Annotated in this window: 20 protein-coding genes; 14 read left to right on the top strand and 6 right to left on the bottom strand. The window is 47.8% G+C overall.

Features of this window, described 5'->3' with window-relative positions; genetic code table 11:
• The first annotated feature begins 17 nt into the window (after window positions 1-17).
• From ICN15_RS01385 to ICN15_RS01375, 3 genes are read left to right on the top strand one after another with little or no spacing between them, the layout of a single operon-like run.
• On the top strand, window positions 18-851 hold the full coding sequence (locus ICN15_RS01385) for a carbon-nitrogen hydrolase family protein (protein WP_216200710.1): 834 nt from the start codon (window positions 18-20) through the stop codon (window positions 849-851).
• Window positions 852-874: 23 nt separating this feature from the next.
• Window positions 875-2,365 (top strand): metalloprotease TldD, encoded by a 1,491-nt coding sequence (gene tldD / locus ICN15_RS01380; protein ID WP_216862765.1) that lies wholly within the window; start codon window positions 875-877, stop codon window positions 2,363-2,365.
• A 19-nt stretch (window positions 2,366-2,384) separates the two neighbouring features.
• On the top strand, window positions 2,385-3,509 hold the full coding sequence (locus ICN15_RS01375) for a 3-deoxy-7-phosphoheptulonate synthase (protein ID WP_216200709.1): 1,125 nt from the start codon (window positions 2,385-2,387) through the stop codon (window positions 3,507-3,509).
• Between the two features lie 35 nt (window positions 3,510-3,544).
• Here the strand turns inward: ICN15_RS01375 and ICN15_RS01370 are convergent, their stop codons facing one another.
• A complete protein-coding gene (locus tag ICN15_RS01370; protein ID WP_216200708.1) occupies window positions 3,545-4,114 on the bottom strand; it encodes a cob(I)yrinic acid a,c-diamide adenosyltransferase in 570 nt (189 codons plus the stop codon).
• A gap of 27 nt (window positions 4,115-4,141) precedes the next feature.
• Here ICN15_RS01370 and ICN15_RS01365 point away from each other — a divergent pair, with 27 nt between their 5' ends.
• From ICN15_RS01365 to proC, 5 genes are read left to right on the top strand one after another with little or no spacing between them, the layout of a single operon-like run.
• Window positions 4,142-5,647, top strand: a complete 1,506-nt coding sequence (locus ICN15_RS01365) for an FAD-linked oxidase C-terminal domain-containing protein (RefSeq protein WP_370625409.1) — start codon at window positions 4,142-4,144, stop codon at window positions 5,645-5,647.
• Window positions 5,647-6,804 (top strand): glycolate oxidase subunit GlcE, encoded by a 1,158-nt coding sequence (glcE, locus tag ICN15_RS01360; RefSeq protein WP_216200707.1) that lies wholly within the window; start codon window positions 5,647-5,649, stop codon window positions 6,802-6,804. Before ICN15_RS01365 ends, glcE begins: the two co-directional genes overlap by 1 nt.
• Window positions 6,805-6,824: 20 nt before the next feature.
• The gene (glcF, locus tag ICN15_RS01355) at window positions 6,825-8,102 is read left to right on the top strand and encodes a glycolate oxidase subunit GlcF (RefSeq protein ID WP_216200706.1); all 1,278 of its coding nucleotides are present in this window, start codon (window positions 6,825-6,827) and stop codon (window positions 8,100-8,102) included.
• Window positions 8,102-8,827 (top strand): YggS family pyridoxal phosphate-dependent enzyme, encoded by a 726-nt coding sequence (locus ICN15_RS01350; protein ID WP_216200705.1) that lies wholly within the window; start codon window positions 8,102-8,104, stop codon window positions 8,825-8,827. Before glcF ends, ICN15_RS01350 begins: the two co-directional genes overlap by 1 nt.
• A complete protein-coding gene (gene proC, locus ICN15_RS01345) occupies window positions 8,824-9,684 on the top strand; it encodes a pyrroline-5-carboxylate reductase (protein ID WP_216200704.1) in 861 nt (286 codons plus the stop codon). Before ICN15_RS01350 ends, proC begins: the two co-directional genes overlap by 4 nt.
• Here proC and ubiA read toward each other — a convergent pair.
• A complete protein-coding gene (gene ubiA / locus ICN15_RS01340) occupies window positions 9,681-10,538 on the bottom strand; it encodes a 4-hydroxybenzoate octaprenyltransferase (RefSeq protein WP_216200703.1) in 858 nt (285 codons plus the stop codon). The genes proC and ubiA overlap by 4 nt on opposite strands.
• 36 nt (window positions 10,539-10,574) lie before the next feature.
• Window positions 10,575-12,650, bottom strand: coding sequence for an ATP-dependent DNA helicase RecG (gene recG, locus ICN15_RS01335; RefSeq protein ID WP_216200702.1), 2,076 nt, complete (start codon window positions 12,648-12,650; stop codon window positions 10,575-10,577).
• A gap of 33 nt (window positions 12,651-12,683) precedes the next feature.
• On the opposite strand from recG, the gene queA reads away from it, so the two are divergent.
• The 5 genes from queA to secF all read left to right on the top strand — a co-directional run bounded on the left by queA (window position 12,684) and on the right by secF (window position 18,209).
• Window positions 12,684-13,730 (top strand): tRNA preQ1(34) S-adenosylmethionine ribosyltransferase-isomerase QueA, encoded by a 1,047-nt coding sequence (gene queA, locus ICN15_RS01330; protein WP_216200701.1) that lies wholly within the window; start codon window positions 12,684-12,686, stop codon window positions 13,728-13,730.
• Window positions 13,727-14,884 (top strand): tRNA guanosine(34) transglycosylase Tgt, encoded by a 1,158-nt coding sequence (gene tgt / locus ICN15_RS01325; protein WP_216200700.1) that lies wholly within the window; start codon window positions 13,727-13,729, stop codon window positions 14,882-14,884. The genes queA and tgt overlap by 4 nt, the downstream gene beginning before the upstream one ends.
• 135 nt (window positions 14,885-15,019) lie before the next feature.
• Window positions 15,020-15,346, top strand: coding sequence for a preprotein translocase subunit YajC (yajC, locus tag ICN15_RS01320; RefSeq protein WP_216200699.1), 327 nt, complete (start codon window positions 15,020-15,022; stop codon window positions 15,344-15,346).
• Between the two features lie 25 nt (window positions 15,347-15,371).
• The gene (secD, locus tag ICN15_RS01315) at window positions 15,372-17,231 is read left to right on the top strand and encodes a protein translocase subunit SecD (RefSeq protein ID WP_216200698.1); all 1,860 of its coding nucleotides are present in this window, start codon (window positions 15,372-15,374) and stop codon (window positions 17,229-17,231) included.
• Between the two features lie 3 nt (window positions 17,232-17,234).
• A complete protein-coding gene (gene secF / locus ICN15_RS01310; protein ID WP_216200697.1) occupies window positions 17,235-18,209 on the top strand; it encodes a protein translocase subunit SecF in 975 nt (324 codons plus the stop codon).
• A gap of 17 nt (window positions 18,210-18,226) precedes the next feature.
• On the opposite strand, the gene ICN15_RS01305 is transcribed toward secF, so the two are convergent.
• On the bottom strand, window positions 18,227-19,534 hold the full coding sequence (locus tag ICN15_RS01305; RefSeq protein ID WP_216201489.1) for a 3-deoxy-D-manno-octulosonic acid transferase: 1,308 nt from the start codon (window positions 19,532-19,534) through the stop codon (window positions 18,227-18,229).
• Between the two features lie 59 nt (window positions 19,535-19,593).
• The gene (gene purB, locus ICN15_RS01300) at window positions 19,594-20,973 is read right to left on the bottom strand and encodes an adenylosuccinate lyase (RefSeq protein ID WP_216200696.1); all 1,380 of its coding nucleotides are present in this window, start codon (window positions 20,971-20,973) and stop codon (window positions 19,594-19,596) included.
• 94 nt (window positions 20,974-21,067) lie between these two features.
• Here purB and ICN15_RS01295 point away from each other — a divergent pair, with 94 nt between their 5' ends.
• Window positions 21,068-21,682 carry a glutathione S-transferase C-terminal domain-containing protein gene (locus tag ICN15_RS01295; protein ID WP_216200695.1) on the top strand — a complete coding sequence of 205 codons (615 nt, stop codon included), beginning with the start codon at window positions 21,068-21,070 and terminating at the stop codon, window positions 21,680-21,682.
• Window positions 21,683-21,698: 16 nt separating this feature from the next.
• Here ICN15_RS01295 and mnmA read toward each other — a convergent pair whose 3' ends face one another.
• Window positions 21,699-22,814, bottom strand: coding sequence for a tRNA 2-thiouridine(34) synthase MnmA (mnmA, locus tag ICN15_RS01290; protein WP_216200694.1), 1,116 nt, complete (start codon window positions 22,812-22,814; stop codon window positions 21,699-21,701).
• Between the last annotated feature and the right edge of the window lie 105 nt (window positions 22,815-22,919).

The raw sequence follows: 22,919 nt of genomic DNA, 5'->3' as shown, positions 1-22,919 counted from the left end.
TTCTGAGTTAGCCCATCATGAATGATTTAGTCAATGCTTCGCACCTCAAAATTGCAGCGATACAAATGGTATCGACACCCAAGCTCAATGAAAATCTTGAGGTTGCGGCGCGCTTGATTAAAGCCGCGTCTGAAGCTGGCTCTCAGCTTGTAGTGTTGCCAGAGTATTTTTGCCTCATGGGGCTAAAAGATACGGATAAGGTTAGTGTGCGAGAGGCGGTTGGGTCTGGTCCAATTCAAGCGCGGCTCGCTGAAATCGCGCAAGAAAATAATATCTATTTAGTAGCCGGCTCTATCCCGCTAGAAGCTAAAGAATCTAACAAAGTGCTGAATACCTCGCTAGTATTTGATCCTGAAGGCAAGCAAATTGCTCGATACGACAAAATTCATTTATTTGGTTTTCAAACTGAAACAGAGCGCTATGAAGAATCTGAAACGATTGCACCTGGGAGCCAACCAGGCCATTTCCAAATTACTCTCCATTCAGTAGATTGGCAGTTTGGTTTAAGTATTTGTTATGACTTGCGCTTTCCAGAGCTTTATAGGGCTCTAGGCTCGGTTGATTGCCATATTATTCCCGCTGCATTCACTTACACCACCGGTAAAGATCACTGGGAAATTCTTTTGCGCGCCCGAGCCATTGAAAATCAGTGCTACGTACTATCCTCAGCACAGGGTGGTGCCCACCTCAATCAACGACGGACTTGGGGTGACAGTATGCTGATTGACCCCTGGGGACAGGTTTTGACCCATCTACCCCAAGGCGAGGGTTTTATTATGGGCACGCTAAGCAAAGATAAATTAAAAGAGGTACGCTCTAAGTTACCTGCACTCAAACACCGCAAGTTTTAATAAAGAAAGTTCAGCAGAACAAGATGAATGCACCAGAAGCATTATTCCCAAGTGATTGGACTAAGCCCAGAAAACAGGCTGATCTTATTAACCTAGCTCAATCCATTTTGCTTGAGCCAACCGGTCTCTCTGAGCAGGATTTGCATCGCACCTTTGGCAATATGTTCACACACCAATTAGATGATGCTGATCTCTATTTTCAACATACCCGTAGTGAGAGTTGGAGCCTTGAAGAAGGGATTGTTAAATCCGGAAGCTTTAACATTGATCAAGGTGTCGGTGTGCGAGCAATTTATGGAGATAAAACCGCCTTTGCTTACTCCGATGAAATTAATTTAGAGGCCTTGAATAAAGCAGCAAAATCTACTCGAGTGATTGGCCCTCAAGGCGGCAAAAGAGACATTGCAAGCAAAATCTTTACCCCTATCTCTAATGGTCTTTACTCAGACTTAAATCCCCTAGACTCACTTTCGCCACAAGAAAAAATTGCCTTGCTTGAAGGCATTGAACGTCGTGCAAAAGCACGTGACCCGCGCATCATTCAGGTGATGGCCAGCCTAGCTGGTGAATTTGATGTGGTTCTCGTAGTGCGGGCTGACGGCTTGTTAGCTGCAGACGTTCGTCCGCTGGTGCGGGTCTCTGTTCAGGTGATTGCCGAGCAAAATGGTCGTCGTGAATCCGGATCCTCAGGTGGCGGTGCACGCCATGATTACCACTATTTCAATCCAGAACTCATCAATCAATATGTTGATGAAGCTGTCGATGGAGCACTGATCAATCTTGAATCGCGCCCTGCTCCTGCTGGCCCAATGACTGTCGTTATGGGGCCAGGCTGGCCTGGAGTACTGCTGCATGAAGCGGTTGGCCACGGACTCGAGGGTGACTTTAATCGCAAGGGCTCTTCCGCTTTTGCCGGATGTATTGGACAACGCGTTGCCGCTAAAGGCGTCACCGTAGTGGATGACGGCACTCTATCAGGTCGTCGTGGCTCACTCAATATTGACGACGAAGGTACCCCCACCCAATGCACCACACTGATTGAGGATGGTATTTTGAAGGGCTATATCCAAGATAGCCTCAATGCCCGCCTCATGAATATGCCCCTCACCGGCAATGGTCGTAGAGAGAGTTTTGCCTCCCTACCAATGCCCCGTATGACCAATACCTATATGTTAGCAGGCAAGGATGATCCCCAAGAAATCGTCGCTAGCATTAAACGCGGTCTTTATGCGGTCAACTTTGGAGGTGGTCAAGTCGACATTACCAGCGGTAAATTCGTATTTTCAGCCTCTGAAGCTTACTGGGTCGAAAACGGCAAAATTCAATACCCAGTCAAAGGCGCCACCATCATTGGTAGCGGTCCTGAGTCCTTAAAACAGGTCTCCATGATCGGAAATGATCTGAAATTAGATGGTGGAATCGGGGTTTGCGGCAAAGAAGGTCAAAGCGTGCCCGTGGGCGTTGGGCAGCCTACTTTACGTATTGACAGCCTGACTGTCGGGGGGACGGCTTAATACGGCTTAAAATATCCGCATGAGCCAACAAAACACTAATCCCGCCAACTGGTACGCTGCCGTCGATAAAACGTCAGATACAGATGATCAACGCATTCATAACATTACTGTTCTGCCTCCACCAGAGCATTTAATCCGTTTCTTCCCGATTGCGGGAACGCCTACTGAAGCGCTCATCAGCAAAACCCGTAAAAAGATTCGCGACATCATTCACGGCAAGGATGATCGCCTCTTAGTCATTATTGGACCCTGTTCCATTCATGATCCTCGTGCAGCTTTAGAGTACTGCCAGCGCTTACTGGCTGAACGTGATCGCTTTGCTGGAGAGCTTGAGATTGTGATGCGCGTCTATTTTGAAAAACCGCGCACTACGGTTGGCTGGAAGGGTTTGATTAATGACCCCTATCTAGATGAGAGCTATCGTATTGAAGAAGGTTTACGCATGGCACGTCAAGTGCTGATGGAAATTAATCGACTTGGCATGCCGGCTGGTAGTGAATTTCTTGATGTGATATCTCCACAATATATTGCGGATCTCATTTCTTGGGGCGCTATCGGCGCACGTACAACTGAGAGTCAAGTCCACCGCGAACTTGCTTCGGGACTCTCTGCACCTATTGGTTTTAAGAACGGCACTGACGGCAATATTAAGATCGCAACTGATGCTATTCAAGCGGCCAGCCGCCCACACCACTTTTTATCAGTTCATAAGAATGGTCAAGTCTCTATCGTAGAAACGAAGGGTAATCAAGATTGCCACGTCATTTTGCGTGGCGGTAAGGAGCCAAACTATGAAGCGCAGTATGTTCAAGCTGCTTGCGCTGAGCTAACAGCAGCAAAGCTTCCAGCCAGTTTGATGGTGGATTTGTCGCATGCGAATTCCAGCAAAAAACATGAGCGCCAAATTGTGGTGGCAGAGAATATTGCTGAGCAAATTGAATCTGGCTCACATCAAATTTTTGGTGTGATGATTGAGAGTCATCTCAAGGATGGGGCACAAAAGTTCTCACCTGGAAAAGACGATCCCAATAAATTGGAATATGGTCAAAGTATTACGGATGCCTGCATTAACTGGGAAGATTCAGTCAATGTGTTGCAACGTTTAGCTTTGGCCGTGAAGAATCGTAGAAAAACAAAGAAATAAAACCTGCTTCGTGGAGATGCTGAAAAGAGACTAATTTATTTAGTCTCTTTTTTTTCATGCTTCCATAGAATGTCTTGGCCACCCGCCGCACGATTGAGTACGCGTGCCAAGACAAATAAAAGATCGGATAAACGATTCACGTATTGACGGGGGGCATCATATAAAGACTCTTCCCAACCCAAGCGCACAATCGATCGCTCGGCGCGTCTACAAACCGTACGGCAGACATGCGCCTGAGCAGCAGCACGAGTGCCGCCCGGCAAGATAAATTCCGTTAGCGGGGGCAGAGTGGCGTTGTATTGTTCTAGCCAAATATCCAATTGCGCCACCTGTTCTGGCTTCAGCAAGGTGTAATTGGGAATACAAAGCTCGCCTCCCAAGTCAAATAAGTCATGTTGAACCTGAAAAAATAAGGATCTGAACTCATCCTCAATGGCTGCAGGAATGGATTCTGTCATCAAAACCCCAATTTCGGAGTTCAACTCATCGACATCGCCCATAGCGCAGATGCGCAAATGATCCTTTTCGACCCTGCTGCCATCACCAAGCCCAGTCATGCCTGCATCGCCAGTTCTAGTGGCTATTTTTGAAAGTCGATTTCCCATAAAACTAATTATAGGTAAATGGCTAAAATGATGCCTATGAACATGGTGACCCCACCCCCCGAACTCGCGGCTATTACCGCCCTTCAATCTAAGTTGGTCTCAGCCTTAAGACCAATCCTCCCGGAACATGCCTTGCTATGGGAGCCTGAGGACACGATTCCCTATGAATGTGACGGTTTAGCCGCCTATCGGCGCATGCCCTTGGCTGTTGCCCTGCCAGAGACCGAAGAGCAAGTAATCCAAATTTTGAAGATTTGCTTTGACATGCAAGTCCCTATCGTCCCACGAGGATCGGGGACAGGCCTCTCCGGCGGCGCTATGCCGATCTCCCAGGGTCTCGTACTCTCTTTGGCCAAGTTGAAGAAAATCATCAACATTGATCCTTTCACTCGCACTGCAGTAGTACAACCCGGTGTGCGTAATTTAGCGATCTCCGAAGCGGTCGCCCATCTCGGCCTCTATTACGCGCCAGACCCCTCTTCGCAGATTGCCTGCTCCATCGGCGGTAATGTCAATGAAAACTCGGGTGGAGTGCACTGCTTAAAGTATGGCTTGACTCTGCACAATGTATTGAAGGTGCGTGGTATTTTAATGAATGGGGAGATCGTGGAGTTTGGTAGCCTTGCACCAGACGCTCCAGGACTAGACTTATTAGCGATTGTGCTGGGTAGCGAAGGAATGCTTGCCGTAGTGACTGAAGTCACGGTCAAGCTCATCGCCAAACCAAAATTAGCTCGCGTCATCATGGCTAGCTTTGACGATATTGAAAAAGGTGCAAATGCAGTTGCTGCCATTATTGCTGCGGGCATTATTCCTGCCGGCCTTGAGATGATGGATAAAGCCACTACCCGCGCTGTTGAAGAATTTGTGCATGCGGGCTATGACCTTGAAGCCGAAACTATTCTGCTGTGCGAATCTGATGGAACACCAGAAGAGGTCGCTGAAGAAATCGAGCGCATGACTCAAGTGCTTGAGAAAGCAGGTGCCAGCGGTATCCGGATCTCACAGAATGAAGCTGAGCGACTCCAATTTTGGAGCGGTCGCAAGAATGCTTTCCCTGCAGCCGGGCGATTGGCACCGGATTACTACTGCATGGATGGCACTATCCCCCGTAGAAATATTGGCACATTACTCAAAAGAATTCAGGGTATGGAAAAGAAATATGGTCTCGCCTGCTTGAATGTATTTCATGCGGGCGATGGAAATATGCATCCATTAATTTTATTTAACGGTGCCGATCAAGAAGAATGGCATCGTGCTGAAGAATTTGGTACTGAAATTTTAGAAGCTTGTGTTGAGCTTGATGGCACGATCACTGGTGAACATGGTGTTGGGATTGAAAAAATTAATTCAATGTGTGTTCAATTTGGTGAAGGCGAGCGGGAATCTTTTTGGGGTGTGAAGAGCGCCTTTGATCCAGAGCGACTACTCAATCCGGATAAAGCGATTCCCACCTTAAGTCGTTGCGCCGAGTATGGTCGTATGCGCATCAGCGGAGGTAATTTACCGCATCCTGAATTAGAGCGCTTTTAATGTCGAATTCTGAAAATCACCCGAATACCCAGATTGATTCATTTCGAGAACACATTTTGGCAGCGGCCAAAACGAATACACCGCTTTCGATTCAAGGTGGTGGCACTAAAGCCTGGTACGGCAACGCAAATACTTTTACCACTTTAGATACACGCCCCTACTCCGGAATCCTAGAATATCAACCAGAAGAACTGGTGATTACGGCGCGCGCTGGTACCCCTTTACAAGAAATTGAAGCCGCCCTTGCCGACAAGAATCAGGTGCTCGCTTTCGAGCCGCCCCACTTTGGTGAGACAGCAACTTTTGGTGGCGCCATTGCTGCAGGATTGGCGGGCCCAGGACGAATTAGCGTTGGTAACTTGCGAGACTTTGTGCTGGGCGCCCGCATCCTAGATGGCAAAGGGCAAGACTTATCCTTTGGAGGCAAAGTGATGAAGAACGTTGCGGGTTATGACGTCTCACGCTTACTACCTGGGTCAATGGGTACTTTAGCGCTCCTACTCGAAGCCTCTGTAAAAGTACTGCCCCGACCAGCTGCAACAACTACCCTACGCTGTCAGATCTCTCAAGCGCGTGCTTTGAAACTGACCAATGAGTGGGCCGGGCAACCGCTACCCTTATCTGCCAGTTGCTGGATCGGAAACTCAGAGGGTGGTGATGGTGAACTCACCCTGCGCTTAGCTGGCGCTGCCGCGGCTGTCAAAGCAGCGATTCCTTTGATGAACGCCGCAGTGAATGCAGTGGAATTAGACCCAAAAACAGCAGAAGAATTTTGGAGAAGCTTACGCGAGCAACAGCTGCCTGCCTTTCAGAATCTCAACAGCACTAATACCCTCTATCGCTTGGCACTACCTGCAGCATGCGGTCCCATTGCAATCGTCAATATGGGTGATGTCATCGTATTAGAGTGGCATGGTCAGCAACGCTGGCTGACAGCGCCAAGTGATGATGCGACATTCGCATCCATCAAAGCCCTTGCTAATACGCATGGTGGACATGCCACTCGTTTTAAGCAAGGCACTGAGGTTGACCCAGCTAAGCAACGCTTTACTCTATTGAGCGAACAAGCACACTCGGTAGCCCTTGAAGCGGTTCAAGCTCGCCTCAGATCCTCCTTGGATCCAGCGGGTGTATTTGCAACTGCACGCCTTCCCTAAGAACCTCTTTTAGTCTTCTTATGCAAACTCAACTCGCCCCCCAATTTGCCAATACCCCTGAAGGTATTGAGGCTGCCAGAATTCTTGGAAAATGTGTCCACTGTGGTTTCTGTACTGCTACCTGCCCGACCTACCAAATTCTGGGTGATGAATTAGATGGGCCTCGTGGTCGCATCTATCTCATTAAACAAATGGCTGAAGGCCAGGCACCGACTGAGAAAACACGACTGCACCTAGATCGCTGCCTCACTTGTAGAAATTGTGAGAGTACCTGTCCTAGCGGCGTGCAATATGGGAACCTAATTGATATTGGTCGTAAGTGGGCAGAAGAAAATACCCCCGAGCGCCCCATTGGTCAGCGTCTGACACGTTGGGCTCTCACAGAAGGATTGACTAGTCCGAAGTTATTTAATGCGGCCATGGCGATTGGTCGCCTAGTTCGCCCAGTGATGCCTAGCGGGATCAAACGCAAGATTCCTGCGGTCAAAAATAAAGCGTTGGCAGGCAACACTAATCCATATGCAAGACCTCAAGCGACGCACTCCCGCAAGATGCTACTGCTAGAAGGGTGTGTTCAACCTGGCATGTTGCCCAACATCAACTCCGCTACTGCCCGCGTATTAGACGCCCTTAAAATCCAATTGATTAGCGCACCGAAAGCGACTTGCTGCGGCGCCTTGCGTCATCACTTAAATGATCAAGCGGGTGGACTAGAGAACGCCAAGCAAAATATCAATGCTTGGTGGCCGCTGATTGAACAAGGCGCACAAGCCATTGTGATGACTGCGTCTGGTTGTGGCGTCATGGTGAAAGACTATGGCCATCTGCTTGCGAACGACCCACAATATGCAGTAAAGGCCAAGAAGATTTCTGATCTCACGAAAGATATTTCAGAAATATTGCCTGAACTACAGAGCGAACTCTTGACCCTCGTAGGAGCGGACCCTAAACCTGGAGTAGTCTATCACCCACCTTGCACCTTACAACATGGCCAGCAAATTCGAGGCAAAGTAGAAGGTCTTTTAACGAATATTGGTATTAGCGTCCGCCTCTGTGCTGATAGTCATCTCTGCTGTGGCTCTGCAGGCACCTATTCAGTCACCCAACCTGAATTATCCGAGCAATTACGCAAAAACAAATTAGGCCACCTGCAAACCGCTTGCGAAGAGTCTGGTGCCCAACTCGTTGTCTCCGGAAATATTGGCTGCATCATGCACCTTCAACAAGATGACACACCAGTACTGCATTGGATTGAGATAGTGGATCAGTTAATCACCCAAAAACTGTTGACTCAATAATGAATCAGGTTACGGCTAACCTCATGTTGGTCAAACAACGTCTTGAGCTAGCAGCGCTTGCAGCTAAGCGTGAGCCAAAGGATATTCAACTACTAGCTGTAAGCAAAACCTTTCCATCAAGAGCGGTAGAAGAGGCAATGGATGCAGGACAAACTGCTTTTGGTGAGAACTATGTTCAAGAAGGTGTTGAGAAAATTCAGCAATTAGCCAAATTACGGCCCTGGCTTCAGTGGCACTTCATTGGCCCACTCCAAAGTAATAAGACCCGAGAGGTAGCAGAGCATTTTGATTGGGTCCACAGCATTGACCGACTTAAAATTGCAGAACGTCTCTCTAGTCAGCGCGGTGAGTTCCCTGACTTAGGTAAGCTTCAGGTTTGCGTCCAAATTAACGTCAGTGAAGAAGAAAGTAAAAGTGGTATCTCGCTCAAAGAAGTCGAGATACTGTGTGACGCAATCGCTAAATTACCCAATATTTCTCTGCGTGGACTCATGGCCATACCCGCGCCAAGCGATGAGATAAGTCAACAACGCCAGGCATTTGCAGCTGTTCGAGAGTGTTTTTCCGGGATTCAGGCAAAACATGCAAACGATATTGGATATGCCTTTTTTAACACCCTGTCTATGGGAATGTCTGATGATTTGGAAGCTGCGATTACTGAAGGCAGCACGCTGGTACGGATAGGAAGCGCTATTTTTGGGAAGCGCGATAAGATTAAAGCATGAACGCACAACAAATTGATCGGAATACCCACATCACCTTTATTGGTGGCGGAAATATGGGCCGCGCTTTAATTAGCGGATTACTGGCTAATGGAGTTCAAGCTAATCAACTATCTGTAGTCGAAGCCAATGCCAGTACTGGCCTGCAACTCCATCATGATTTTGGTGTGCAGATTATTGCCGCCTTAGAGCAAATTGCTTTTAACTTTTCCAAAAATAATGTCGTAGTCATGGCCATCAAGCCGCAAGACTTCAATATCGTTGCCAAGTCCTTGAGCGCCAATCTTAAACATGCGACAGGGCCTGGACCATTGATTCTCAGCATTGCTGCCGGTATCCGCATAAAAGATATGAGTCGCTGGCTTGATCACGAACGCTGTATTCGTGCGATGCCCAATACCCCCGCTCTCATCGGTAAGGGGATTACGGGATTATTTGCAGATCCGGCGGTAAATGCCGCTGACCGTACCCTGGCGGAAACCATTTGCAATGCAGTAGGTCAAACAGTGTGGGTCAATGAAGAAAAGCTGATGGATGCCGTTACTGCTGTTTCCGGAAGCGGACCTGCCTATGTCTTTGCTTTCTTAGAGGCCATGCAATCGAGTGGCGAAAAGCTTGGGCTTGATGCAGCAACTGCCCGCAAGCTGGCTTATGCCACTCTCGAAGGCGCAACCCAACTCGCCCATAACTCGGATGAGCATGCCGGCGTATTGAGGGAAAGAGTCACTTCAAAGGGTGGCACAACTGCTGCAGCACTTGATACGCTCAAGCAGCTCGATTGGCATGGTGCCCTTGAAAAAGCAATTGATGCCGCTAACCAGCGCGGTAAAACGATGGGTGATGAGTTAGGTAAAAACTAGTTAATCATTAGTCCAAGGACGATGCCTAAAAATAGGAATCCCCCCAACCAGTTGTTGTGACGGAAGGCCTTAAAGCAATTATCCCGCTCACGAGTAGAAATGAGCTTGAGATGGTAGATCGCGCAAGCAAGCGCTAAACTCCATCCCACCCAGAAGTAATTGCTGAGATTAGCCAGTTGGGCAACCCACACCTGGCTCAGAAATAAGATGCCGTAACTCGCAGCAATAGCAAGAACATCAAAGCGACCAAAGGTAATTGCAGAGGTTCGTAAGCCCAAACGCACATCATCCTCACGATCTACCATGGCATAGGCAGTGTCATAGGCAATAGCCCAAAAGATATTGCCGATAAATAAAATCCATGCCTCTGCGGGAATAAAATCCAGTACCGCTGCATAAGCCATAGGAATGCCGAAACCAAAAGCAATACCCAAAACTGCTTGTGGAATAGCGAAGAAGCGTTTGGTGAAGGGATAAATGATTGCCACTGCCAGCGCAAAGAAAGACAGTTCTTTGGTCAAGGTATTCAAAGGTTGAATGAGAAGAAAAGCGACTAGCGCAAGAGCAGCAGCCACTAGTAATGCCTCTTTGCCAGAAATCTTACCACTCGTAATAGGACGATCTTTAGTACGCAGAACATGGCGATCAATATCACGATCAGCAAAGTCATTCATGGCACAACCCGCGCTGCGCATTAAAAAGGTTCCCAGAGCAAAAATAATCAGGAGATGCCATTCAGGAAAACCACTGCTCGCTAAGCAAAGCGCCCATAAGGTTGGCCAGAGCAATAAGAGCGTCCCGATTGGTTTATCGAGACGAATTAAGTGGGCGTAAGCGATTAAGCGAGCGCGCATAAGATGAACGGTTTTTCCATAGTCATGGAGTAATTATCAGGCCTTTAAAAACTCTGTGCGTGAACCCAGCCAGCGCTCCAGATGTCTTTCAACTAAATCCCCATGCTCAGTTAACAAACGCTCTGCAGCAACTTGAGCTAATTCGATCAACCAGGCATCCCGTTGCAGATCGACAAAACGCAACATCGCATCACCGGATTGTTTGGCTCCTAGCAACTCACCTGGACCACGGAGTGATAAGTCCCGCTCTGCAATCACGAAACCATCTGAGGTCTCTCGCAAAGTTTGTAATCGCTCCTTTGCTGCTAAGGACAATGGCTCTGCATACATCAAGATACAGACTGAATCAGCTGAGCCGCGCCCTACTCGTCCCCTGAGCTGATGAATCTGTGCATAGCCAAATCGTTCGGCATGCTCAATGACCATCAACGCTGCATTAGGTACATCCACACCTACTTCAATCACTGTGGTTGCCACCAGTAACTGGATCTCATTTGCCTTGAAAGCGGCCATGACAGCGGCTTTTTCTTCGCCTTTTAATCGACCATGGACTAAGCCGACCTTGAAATGAGGTAATGCTAGAGTGAGCTGTTCAAAACTATCTACTGCCGTTTGCAGTTGCAATACTTCAGACTCTTCAATCAATGGACAAACCCAATAGGCCTGCAGGCCTTTATCTAACCAATCCTGTAAGCCACTAATTACCTCATCCCTGCGAGTAGCCTTCACTACTTTGGTAGAGATGGGTTTACGCCCGAGAGGTAATTCGTCGATTACCGAAACATCTAAGTCAGCATAGTAAGTCATTGCTAACGTACGAGGAATAGGGGTGGCTGACATCATAAGCTGATGGCAATAAAATAATTCGGAGCCAACGCGTTGCTGGATTTCTAAACGCTGTCTTACTCCAAAGCGATGCTGCTCATCGATTACCGCCAAACCTAACTTCGCAAAACTCACTTTATCCTGAATGAGTGCATGTGTGCCGATAATGAGTTGTGCATCACCGCCCTCAATCATCTCTTGCGCCAATCTCTTTTCTTTGGCCTTTAGGCTCCCTGATAGCCAAGCAATCTTGATGCCTAGAGGTTCAAACCACTCTTTCATCTTCAAATAATGTTGCTCGGCCAGAATTTCTGTAGGTGCCATGATCGCAGCTTGATAGCCGTGATCCATTGCCCGTGCAGCTGCAAGTGCAGCAATGACAGTCTTGCCACTACCTACATCGCCTTGTAATAAGCGATTCATTGGAAAGGTATTCGATAGATCGAGACCAATTTCAGACCAGACACGCGCTTGAGCACCAGTCAGCTCGAAAGGTAAGGCCTTAAATAATCCCTCTTCAATACTCGGTGCTACATTGGATTTTTGTTTGATCTTTTCAAAACTAGGCGCATGTCTTTCTCTACGAATCGCATGGGCCCGCTTCAAAGAGATTTGCTGCGCTAATAATTCTTCAAACTGCACACGGCGCCACGCAGGATGGGTACGCTCAAGTAATGACTGAGTATTCGCATCAGCAGGTGGCTGGTGTAAATAGGTAATGGCTTCCTGCAAGGGGGGCCAATCATTTGTTGGCAATATTTCCGCTAAGAGCTTGGGTGGTAAAAATTCTCCCAAACTATCTTTGAGGCTAGCATCACGCAGCGCTTGTAAAACTGCCTTACGAATAATCGTTTGCGAGATCCCGGCACTTGCTGGATACACCGGGGTCAAGCTAGTAGGTAATGGTGAGTCCGGAGTAACCATACGGACGGTTGGATGCACCATCTCTGCGCCAAGATAGCCCTCTCGCACCTCTCCACGCACGCGCACATGACTACCCACTGCCATTTGCTTTTGCTGACTAGGGTAGAAATTAAGGAAGCGGAGCTGCAGAGAGGCGGTATCGTCCTCAATCGTCACTAACAACTGCCTTCTAGGGCGAAACATCACTTGACTACGAATCACCACACCCTGAGTTTGGATGGAATGGAATCTTCCTAGGCCCAAGGCCTCCTCTATTGTGAAAAGCTCAGTCTCATCCTCATAACGAGATGGCAGATGCAAAGCAAGGGCCATAGGGCTGTTTAAACCCATTTTTTCGAGTGCAGTTGGTGGTCTCTTAGTCATCGTCGTTAAAATCTAATACCTGATGGTAATGCTATGCAACTTTCCGACTTCAATTACGACCTCCCAACCCAGCTAATTGCCCAGCATCCCCTGGCCAATAGAACGGATAGCCGCCTCTTAGAGGTTAAGGCCGACGGGAGTAATGCCACCCAGTTAATCGATCGGCAATTTCTAGACATCCTAAACCTAGTTAATCCTGGAGATTTACTAGTCTTTAATGACACCAAAGTCATTCCAGCTCGCCTCCATGGCAAAAAAGAGACTGGTGGCAATGTCGAATTATTGATTGAACGAATCACTGGCGATAAACAGGCTTGGGTTCAAATACGGGCCTCTAAAGTTCCAAAGACTGGCAGCATTGTGCATATTCATAATCGGGCCGGCGAGACTTTTCCCGTAGAAATGATTGGCTATGATGGTCGCTTCTATGAAGTGCGCTTTCCGGAAAATATTTTTTCTTTGTTAGAGCATTTTGGCGAGCTACCCTTACCCCCGTACATCGAACACCAACCAAACCAAGAAGATGCCAATCGCTATCAAACGGTGCTAGCTAAAAATCCTGGCGCTGTTGCAGCCCCAACTGCAGGTCTCCATTTTGATCAGCTGATTCTGAATCAACTCCAAGAGCTCGGCGTCAAACAGGCCAGCGTCACCCTGCATGTTGGTGCGGGGACTTTTACACCCGTTCGCGAAGAAGATCTTAGTAAACACAAGATGCATTACGAGTGGTTTTCGATCCCCGCAGAAACGATCACAGCAATTGAAGCTACCCATCAGGCGGGAGGCAGGGTGATTGCGGTTGGAACAACTAGCCTACGCGCCCTTGAGAGTCAGGCACAAACGCAAAAAAATAGTGGTGAAACTAATTTATTTATTACACCGGGATACACCTTCAAAACTGTCGATTGCTTGCTAACGAACTTTCATCTGCCAAAATCAACTTTACTCATGTTGGTTAGCGCCTTTGCTGGCGTGGATAATATCCGCAATGCCTATCAACATGCCATTCATAATGCATATCGCTTTTTTAGCTATGGCGATGCGATGTTCTTAAGTCGCTCTACCAATACACACTCATGACAAAACCGGTTCACTTCAACATCTTAGCGCATGACTCCGCGAGCCCTGCACGCCTTGGCCAGCTTGATCTTCCTCACGGCAGTGTACAAACACCAATCTTCATGCCAGTGGGAACGTATGGCACCGTCAAAGCAATGACCCCGCGAGATTTAAAGGAAGCTAAAGCGCAAATCATCTTGGGCAATACCTTTCACTTATGGTTGAGACCGGGTTTAGAGGTCATCAAGAAGCATGGTGGCTTACATCGCTTCATGGGTTGGGACAAGCCGATCTTGACTGACTCTGGTGGTTTTCAGGTCTTCAGCTTAGGGGCTCTCAGAAAAATTTCTGAGGAAGGTGTGACTTTTGCATCGCCGATTAACGGTGATAAGTTATTTATGTCTCCAGAAGTGTCCATGGAAATTCAGGCAGTGCTCAATAGCGATATTGCCATGCAGTTTGATGAATGCACTCCTTACGAAGTCAAAGGACAAGCGACCTCAGAAAAAACGGCCCGCGCCTCACTTGAGATGTCGTTGCGTTGGGGTGATCGTTCTTTGAAGCGCTTTCGGGAGTTAGAAACCGGCAATGGTCTTTTTGGCATTGTCCAAGGCGGCATGTTTGAAAACCTGCGTGAATTTTCCCTGGATGCTGTCAGCCAGCAAGGTTTTGATGGCATTGCGATTGGCGGACTATCTGTTGGAGAACCAAAACCCGAGTTTGAGCGCATTCTGAATTTCACTGCCCCTAAGTTGCCTGAGCATATGCCCCACTACCTCATGGGGGTTGGGACACCTGAAGACCTGATGTTAGGCGTTAGCCTGGGTATAGACATGTTTGATTGCGTCATGCCCACCCGCAATGCCCGTAATGGCTGGCTTTTTACCCGTTTTGGTGACCTTAAGCTCCGTAACTCAGGCTATCGAGAAGATGATCGCCCTGTCGACCCAACTTGTTCCTGCTACACCTGCCAAAACTTCACCAGATCCTACTTAAATCATCTCCAAAAGGCGAATGAGATCCTTGGATCTCAGCTCAACACCATCCATAACCTTTCTTACTATCTCCAGCTGATGGAAGAGGTTCGGGAGTCCTTGGCTCAGGATCGTTTTAGCGCCTACCGCGAGGAATTTCATCGGAATCGTCAACGCGGTGTAGAGCCTGGTCAGGATTAATCCCCTCAGGGGAGTAAATCAGTCCTCCAAGCCCCATACAGTTTAGAATTGCGGGTTTAAGGCTTTAATTAAAAAGCCGAAATCTGATGTAGTTTCCTGAAGCAGTTTCCAATTGGTAATTAATGGAGGTTTTGTATGTGGATTAGTAATGCGTTTGCCCAGGCTCCAGCCGCGGGTGCAGATTCTGGTGGCTTGATGAGCTTCCTTCCCTTGGTGCTGATGTTTGCAGTGCTGTATTTCATCATGATTCGCCCACAAATGAAGCGTCAAAAAGAAACTAAAGCCATGTTGGAGTCTTTGGCAGTAGGTGACGAGGTAGTGACTGTTGGCGGCATTATCGGCAAAGTAACCGCTTTGAAAGATCAAGTGGTTACTGTTGAAATTTCTGCAGGCACTGAAGTACAAATGCAAAAAGGCGCCATCACAACGGTATTACCAAAAGGCTCAATGAAGTCTGCTTAATCTATTTGCTTAAAAGTATCTCAATATGAACCGTTACCCTCTTTGGAAATATATTGTCATCCTGATCGCCTTATTGATCGGAGGACTATATTCATTACCCAATTTCTACGGAGAGGCGCCAGCGGTTCAAGTCTCGTCCGCCAAACCAACCATCAAGGTTGATTTGGCGACACAGTCTCGAGTCGAGAAGATTCTGGCTGATGACAGTATTAGCAATACCGGTATTTTCTTTGAATCTACTGGCAATGCAGGCTCTATCAAAATTCGCTTTAACAATACCGATATTCAACTGCGCGCACGCGATCTATTGCAACAAAAGCTGAACTTTGATCAAAACGATCCTAATTTCACAGTCGCATTAAATTTACTCTCCAATACACCAAGCTGGTTAAATGCACTCAATGCCTTACCAATGCCCCTCGGTCTTGACTTACGAGGCGGTGTGTACTTTTTACTGCAAGTGGATATGAAGGGGGCGGTTCAAAAGAAGGTGACTGCTTTAGCAACGGATATTCGCAGCCAGTTGCGCGATAAATCGATACGCCAACAAGGCATCGAACGAGGGCAAGACACGATTACCCTGACGTTTGAAAGCACCGAAGAGGCTGAGAAAGCACGCTCAGTGCTGATGGCTAGTCAACCCGATCTCACTTGGCAGGTGAAACCTACTGGCCTTTCTCCAAAACTGGTGGGGGAGATTAAACCTACCGCCTTGAAAGAAATTCAAGACAATGCAGTAAAGCAAAACATCGTCACGCTAAATAAGCGGGTAAATGAATTGGCTGTCAAAGAGCCAGTAATTCAACAGCAAGGTGCAGAACGGATTGTGGTGCAGCTACCAGGCGTACAAGATACTGCTCGTGCTAAAGATATTATTGGTCGCACTGCAACCTTGGAGTCTAGGCTGGCTGATCCTATCGTTTCGACGATTGCGATTGGAGAGACTCCGCCACCAGGCATGGATGTGTTCCGTTTCGGCGAAACCCGTCAAGGCGTGTTCAAAAAATCGGTGATCTTTAGCGGTGATCGCATCACCGATGCAAGCGCCGGGTTCGATCAGAGTCAACGCCCTGCAGTAAACATCTCTTTAGATGCTGCCGGTGGACGCGTGATGCAAGAAGTTACCCGTGAAAATATTGGTAAGCCGATGGGAATGATCTTATTTGAAAAGGGCAAAGGTGAAGTGCTCACGATCGCTACTATTCAAGGTGAATTCGGATCTAAATTCCAGATAACTGGCCAGCCAACTACCGAGAGCGCAAATGATTTGGCCCTCCTATTACGCGCTGGCTCATTAGCGGCGCCAATGGAAATCATCGAAGAGCGCACGATTGGGCCTAGTCTTGGCGCAGAAAATATTGAGAAGGGCTTTACCTCCCTCATTATTGGCTTTGCAGCGATCTCTGTTTTCATGATTGCCTACTACCTGTTGTTCGGCACATTCTCAGTAGTGGCGCTTGCGGTGAACTTATTACTCTTGATTTCTATACTATCCATGTTGCAAGCTACTCTAACCCTGCCGGGTATTGCCGCAATGGCGCTCGCATTAGGTATGGCAATTGACTCCAATGTGTTGATTAATGAACGTATTCGTGAAGAGCTGCGTAACGGTGCAGCGCCTCAAACGGCAATCGCAGTCGGCTTTGATAAAGCCTGGGCGACAATTTTAGACTCCAACGTTACCACCTTAATTGCTGGTCTGGCATTGCTTGCATTTGGCTCAGGACCGATCAAAGGTTTTGCAGTGGTACATTGCCTTGGTATCTTGACATCGATGTTCTCAGCCGTCTTCTTCTCGCGCGGGATCGTAAACCTCTGGTACGGCAGGGGCAAGAAAGTTCAGAAACTCGCTATTGGCCAAGTTTGGCGCCCAAAGGAGAGCTAAGTCATGGAATTTTTCCGAATTAAAAAAGATATTCCCTTTATGCGTCATGCATTGGCGCTCAATGCGGTTTCTTTACTTACCTTCTTAGCGGCTGTTTTCTTTCTTTGGCATAACGGCCTGCACCTGTCAATTGAATTTACTGGCGGCACCGTGATGGAGGTAACTTACCCACAAACAGCCCCCTTGGATTCCATTAGAACGAATGTAGAAAAGTTGGGTTACGCCGATACCCAGATTCAGAACTTTGGTAGCTCACGAGATGTGATGATTCGTCTGCCACTCCAAAAGGATGCTAGCGGAAAAATGATCTCCTCAGCCGATCAAAGTGCCGCAGTAATGCAAGTCCTTGAACCCACTACTTCTGGCGTGAAATTACAGCGTGTAGAGTTTGTCGGTCCACAAGTGGGGCGTGAGCTGGCGATAGACGGATTATTGGCTTTACTCTTTGTCGTCATCGGCATTGTGATTTACCTGTCTTTCCGCTTTGAGTGGAAGTTTGCACTGGCTGGCATTATTGCCAACTTACATGACATCGTCATCATTCTGGGTTTCTTCGCCTTCTTTCAGTGGGAGTTCTCCCTCTCTGTATTAGCGGCAGTGCTGGCTGTATTAGGCTACTCCGTGAATGAATCTGTGGTGATCTTTGACCGTATTCGTGAAAACTTCCGTAAATACCGCAAGATGAATACCCGTGAGATTATTGATAACGCGATTACCAGCACCATTAGCCGCACCGTAATTACTCACGGCAGTACGGAGATGATGGTCTTGGCTATGTTAATTTTTGGCGGTCCAACACTCTACTATTTTGCGCTGGCACTCACTATTGGCATTTTGTTCGGTATCTACTCTTCAGTATTCGTAGCGGCAGCACTAGCGATGTGGCTGGGTGTCACCCGTGAAGATCTAGTAAAAGGCGAACGTAAGCCAGATGATGTGGCCCGTAACGATGATCCGAACTTTGGAGCGCAGGTTTAATCAAGCAGGATTCTGAATTAACTCCGCTGATCAAGGGCGGCTAGCATTCTTTTAGTCGCGCCTTGATGCTCAATCGAGTAGGCCTTTGCAGCGCTCGACATCTTCGCCAACACGGCGGTATTTAATAACAAACTTTTTAAACTTTCTATTAGGGCAGTTGGCTCACTTAATACGAGCTCACCTGTAATCCGCTTTGCTGCGCCGATCTGGGTGGCATCTAAAGCCGCCTGTTGAAAGTTATAAGTGTGCTCACCTAGCAACACTGGGCACCCAGCAGCACAAGCCTCAATCAAATTCTGACCGCCAAAGGGGAGTAGGCTACCACCCATCAATACCAAATCGGCAGCACTGTAATACATTGGCATCTCACCCATCGAGTCACCAAGAATGACCTCTATATCGGTAATGCCTTGAGGTGCACCATGCCACTCTGTTCGACGCCGATATCTCAAGCCAGCCTCATGGATTTGCTTTGCTACCTCAGAAAAGCGTTCAGGATGACGTGGTACGAGACAAAGCAATGGCGCATTCTTAAAAGCATTGCTCAGAAGTAAATCCTTCCAAGCCTTAAGGATAATTACTTCTTCGCCATCCCGCGTACTGGCAGCACACACCATTAGACGTTGATTGCCATGCAACTCAAGTTGCCAGGCTTTACCTAGCTCAACCAATCTAGGATCGAGTGGTACATCAAACTTGAGGTTCCCAACAATCTCTACTTTTTTGACGCCAAGACTACGATAGCGCTGGGCATCGAATTCAGTTTGCGCCAAGATACCGGCGAAGGCCTGAAATAGAGCGCGCCCTGCTTTGCCAAATTGATTCACGCGCCGAGCGCTTCGTTCAGATAAGCGGGCATTCACTAAAAATAAAGGTAGGCCAATTTCTGCACAATAAAACACAACCGTTGGCCAGGCTTCTGTTTCCATAAATAAACCCAACTTTGGCTTAAAGGTCCGAATAAAATTCGCCACGGCCCAGCAAAGGTCGTACGGTAAATAGACTTGGCGTAGTTGGCCTGCAGCAATTGCCTTGCTAAATAATCCAGCACCTGTTCGACGCCCATTAAGCGTCATATGGGTCAACAAAATAGTTTCGCCGCGTGCGAGATAGGCATCAATTAGGGGTTGAGCGGCCCTGGTCTCTCCAACCGATACTGCATGAATCCAAACAGATCCCTGCACATTCGATTTTCCGTAAGAAAAACCAAGGCGCTCAGCGAAGTGATGCAAATACTCTTTGGAGTGTCGTGTACGCCAAGCTAAGCGAATGAATGCCAAAGGCAAGAGCAGATGCCATAGCAGTTGATAAATAAAAAACCAGATCTTGGGGCGGGCACCATATTCAGAATCTTGCGCTACGGGCCCAAGGCTTGGAGTCAAACTCACTTTTTCAGACGTTCGGTCAATTCGACCGCCTTACCTAAATAAGAAGAAGGTGTCATTTCGAGTAGTAACTTTTTTGCATCATCTGGAATTTTCAAACCGCGAATGAAATTTTGCAAATCAGCCTGATTAATACCTTTGCCACGTGTCAATTCTTTAAGTTGCTCGTAAGGATTTTCAATGCCATAACGACGCATCACGGTTTGTACTGGCTCAGCTAATACTTCCCAGCAGTTGTCTAAGTCAGCGGCAATCGCAGTATGGTTTACTTCCAGCTTGCCAAGGCCACGCAAAGCGCTGTCATAGGCCAACACGCTATGACCAAATGCTGGGCCTAGGTTCCGCAAAACAGTAGAGTCAGTAAGGTCACGCTGCCAACGGGAGATTGGCAACTTCTCAGCCAAGTGGCGCAGTAAAGCATTTGCCACACCAAGGTTACCTTCGGAGTTTTCAAAATCAATTGGATTAACTTTATGCGGCATCGTAGAGGAACCTATCTCACCCGCCTTAGTGCGCTGCTTAAAGTAACCAATCGAAATGTAAGCCCAGAAATCGCGGTCCATATCTAACAGAATCGTATTAGCACGAGCAATCGCATCAAATAACTCAGCCATGCCATCATGCGGCTCGATCTGAATGGTGTACGGATTAAAGGTCAAGCCTAGCCGTTTCTCAACTACATTCTTAGAAAAGTTTTCCCAATCAAAATCGGGGTAGGCCGACAAGTGCGCGTTGTAATTACCAACGGCACCATTCATTTTAGCTAGCAGCGGAACTGCCGCAATCGTCGCAATCGCACGCTCTAAACGCTTGGCAATATTTGCCAGCTCCTTACCTAGAGTACTGGGAGAGGCAGGTTGGCCATGAGTGCGTGATAACAGAGGCACTTTAGCATTCGCGAGCGCTAAATCCGTTAATACGGCAAGTACTTTTTTGAGTTGTGGCAATAGGACTTCATCTCTAGCGCCGCGCAACATCAAACCATGCGAGGTATTGTTGATATCTTCAGAGGTGCACGCAAAGTGAATGAACTCGCTGGCTTTTAATAAGTCTGGGCGACCAGCTACTTTTTCTTTTAAAAAATACTCCACCGCTTTGACATCGTGGTTAGTAACTGCCTCGATATCCTTAATGCGCTGGGCATCTGCATCGGAGAAGTGTTCTGATAAAGATAATAAAAATTTCTCATCCGCTGCGCTAATTTTGGGCACATCGGGCAAACCTGCTGCGGCCAAAGCCAGCAGCCAATGAATCTCTACAAAAACCCGCTGACGCATAAATGCCGCCTCGGACAACCATGGCCTTAAGGCATCAAGTTTGCCGGCATAGCGACCATCTAAAGGGGAAAGTGCATTGAGGGTAGAAATCGGCTGACTCACGAATATTGCCTTTACATTGAATGTGTCAATAATCCCTGATTTTAATGCGTTCTGGATCTGGAACTACAGCCTCAGCATGACTATACTGAAGCCTATGAAAATAATCGGATCCCTTACTAGCCCCTATGTACGCAAAGTACGCATCGTTTTCTTAGAAAAAAAGGTAGGCGTTGATCTAGAACTCGAGAATGTATGGGCTCCAGACACCAAAATGAGCACCATCAACCCCTTGGGGAAGGTGCCGTGCCTACTTCTAGATGATGGTGAGGTAATTTATGACTCAAGCGTCATTGCAGAATACGCAGATACTTTGAGCTCGGTAGGCAAATTGATACCCTCAGGCAATCGCGAATGTGCCACCGTCAAAACCTGGGAAACCTTGGCTGATGGGATTATGGATGCTGGAATTTTGGCTCGTCTTGAGGTCACCTTGCGCCCTGCAGATCAGCAGAGTCCGGCCTGGGTTGAGCGTCAAATGGGTAAGATTGACTCCGCTTTAGCCCAAATGTCCCGCGAATTAAGTGAAAACGCTTGGTGCCATGGAAATCAAATAACTTTGGCTGATATTGCGGTCGGTTGCGCCTTAGGCTATTTGTTATTTCGCTTCCCAACCGTTGTATGGCAAGCACAATATCCCAACCTTGACACCCTCTACCAAAATTTGATGCAAAGGCCCTCTTTTGTAGAAACAGCCCCGCCATCAGCCTAAATCAGAGAAATACTACTCAGGCGGAAATGATTCCACCGCCTAAGCAGATGTCCCCATCGTATAAAACGGCAGATTGACCTGGGGTCACTGCCCACTGCGGATCCGGGAATGTCAACTCAAAACTCGGAGACTCCCGAACTCCAGAGATCAACGAACAGGCAGAATCGACTTGACGATAGCGGGTTTTGGCCGAGTACTGTCCTGGTAAAGGTGCAGTGCCATCAACCCAGCTGGCGTCGATCGCTGATAACTCATTAGCTAACAACCATGGGTGTTCATGGCCTTGGGCGACGTACAGGGTGTTATTCGCCATATCCTTACGAGCCACGTACCAAGCATCACCATTACCATCCTGACTACCGCCTAGACCTATTCCTTTACGCTGCCCCAAGGTAAAGAAAGCAAGCCCCATATGCTCTCCCACCGTCTTGCCATCGGGCGTTTTAATAGGGCCAGGGGTGCGGGGCAAGTAACGATTTAAGAACTCGCGGAAGGGTCGCTCGCCAATAAAGCAGATACCAGTGGAGTCTTTCTTCCGGGCATTGTGCAAGCCAATCTGCTCAGCAATCTGACGAACCTCAATTTTCGGGGTTTCTCCCAAAGGGAAAAGAACATTCGCTAGCTGAGCTTGCGTCAGGCGGTGCAAGAAATAACTTTGGTCTTTGCTAGCGTCTAGCGCCTTTAATAATTGAACGCTGCCGCTCTCATGACGAACCCGTGCATAGTGCCCGGTAGCAATCGCATCTGCCCCCAAGCTAACAGCATGATCTAGGAAGGCTTTAAACTTAATTTCTGCATTGCACAAAACATCGGGATTGGGAGTCCTTCCGGCAGCATATTCCCGAAGAAACTCCGCAAAAACACGCTCACGGTACTCAGCAGCAAAATTGACCGCTTCAACGTCAATACCAATTAAATCAGCCACTGATACGACATCCAGCCAATCTTGACGGGAAGAGCAGTATTCGTCGCTATCGTCATCCTCCCAGTTCTTCATGAAAAGGCCAGTCACCTCATAGCCTTGCTGCTTGAGCATCCAGGCCGCAACCGACGAATCTACCCCTCCAGACATCCCAATCACGACTTTGGATGGGTTTGAGGCAGGTATTGAAGAAGATTTGAAGGGGGTCATCAAAAAAATGCGAGAATTCGTTATAAAGCTAAAGATCCCATTGTAGAAGTCTTGCTCCTGATTTACGAGATTTGGAGAAAAACGAAATAAATGGCGATCAGAGTA

It is taken from the genome of Polynucleobacter sp. CS-Odin-A6, assembly GCF_018882095.1.
Taxonomy (GTDB): domain Bacteria; phylum Pseudomonadota; class Gammaproteobacteria; order Burkholderiales; family Burkholderiaceae; genus Polynucleobacter.
This window is presented reverse-complemented; position numbering and strand designations above follow the sequence as displayed.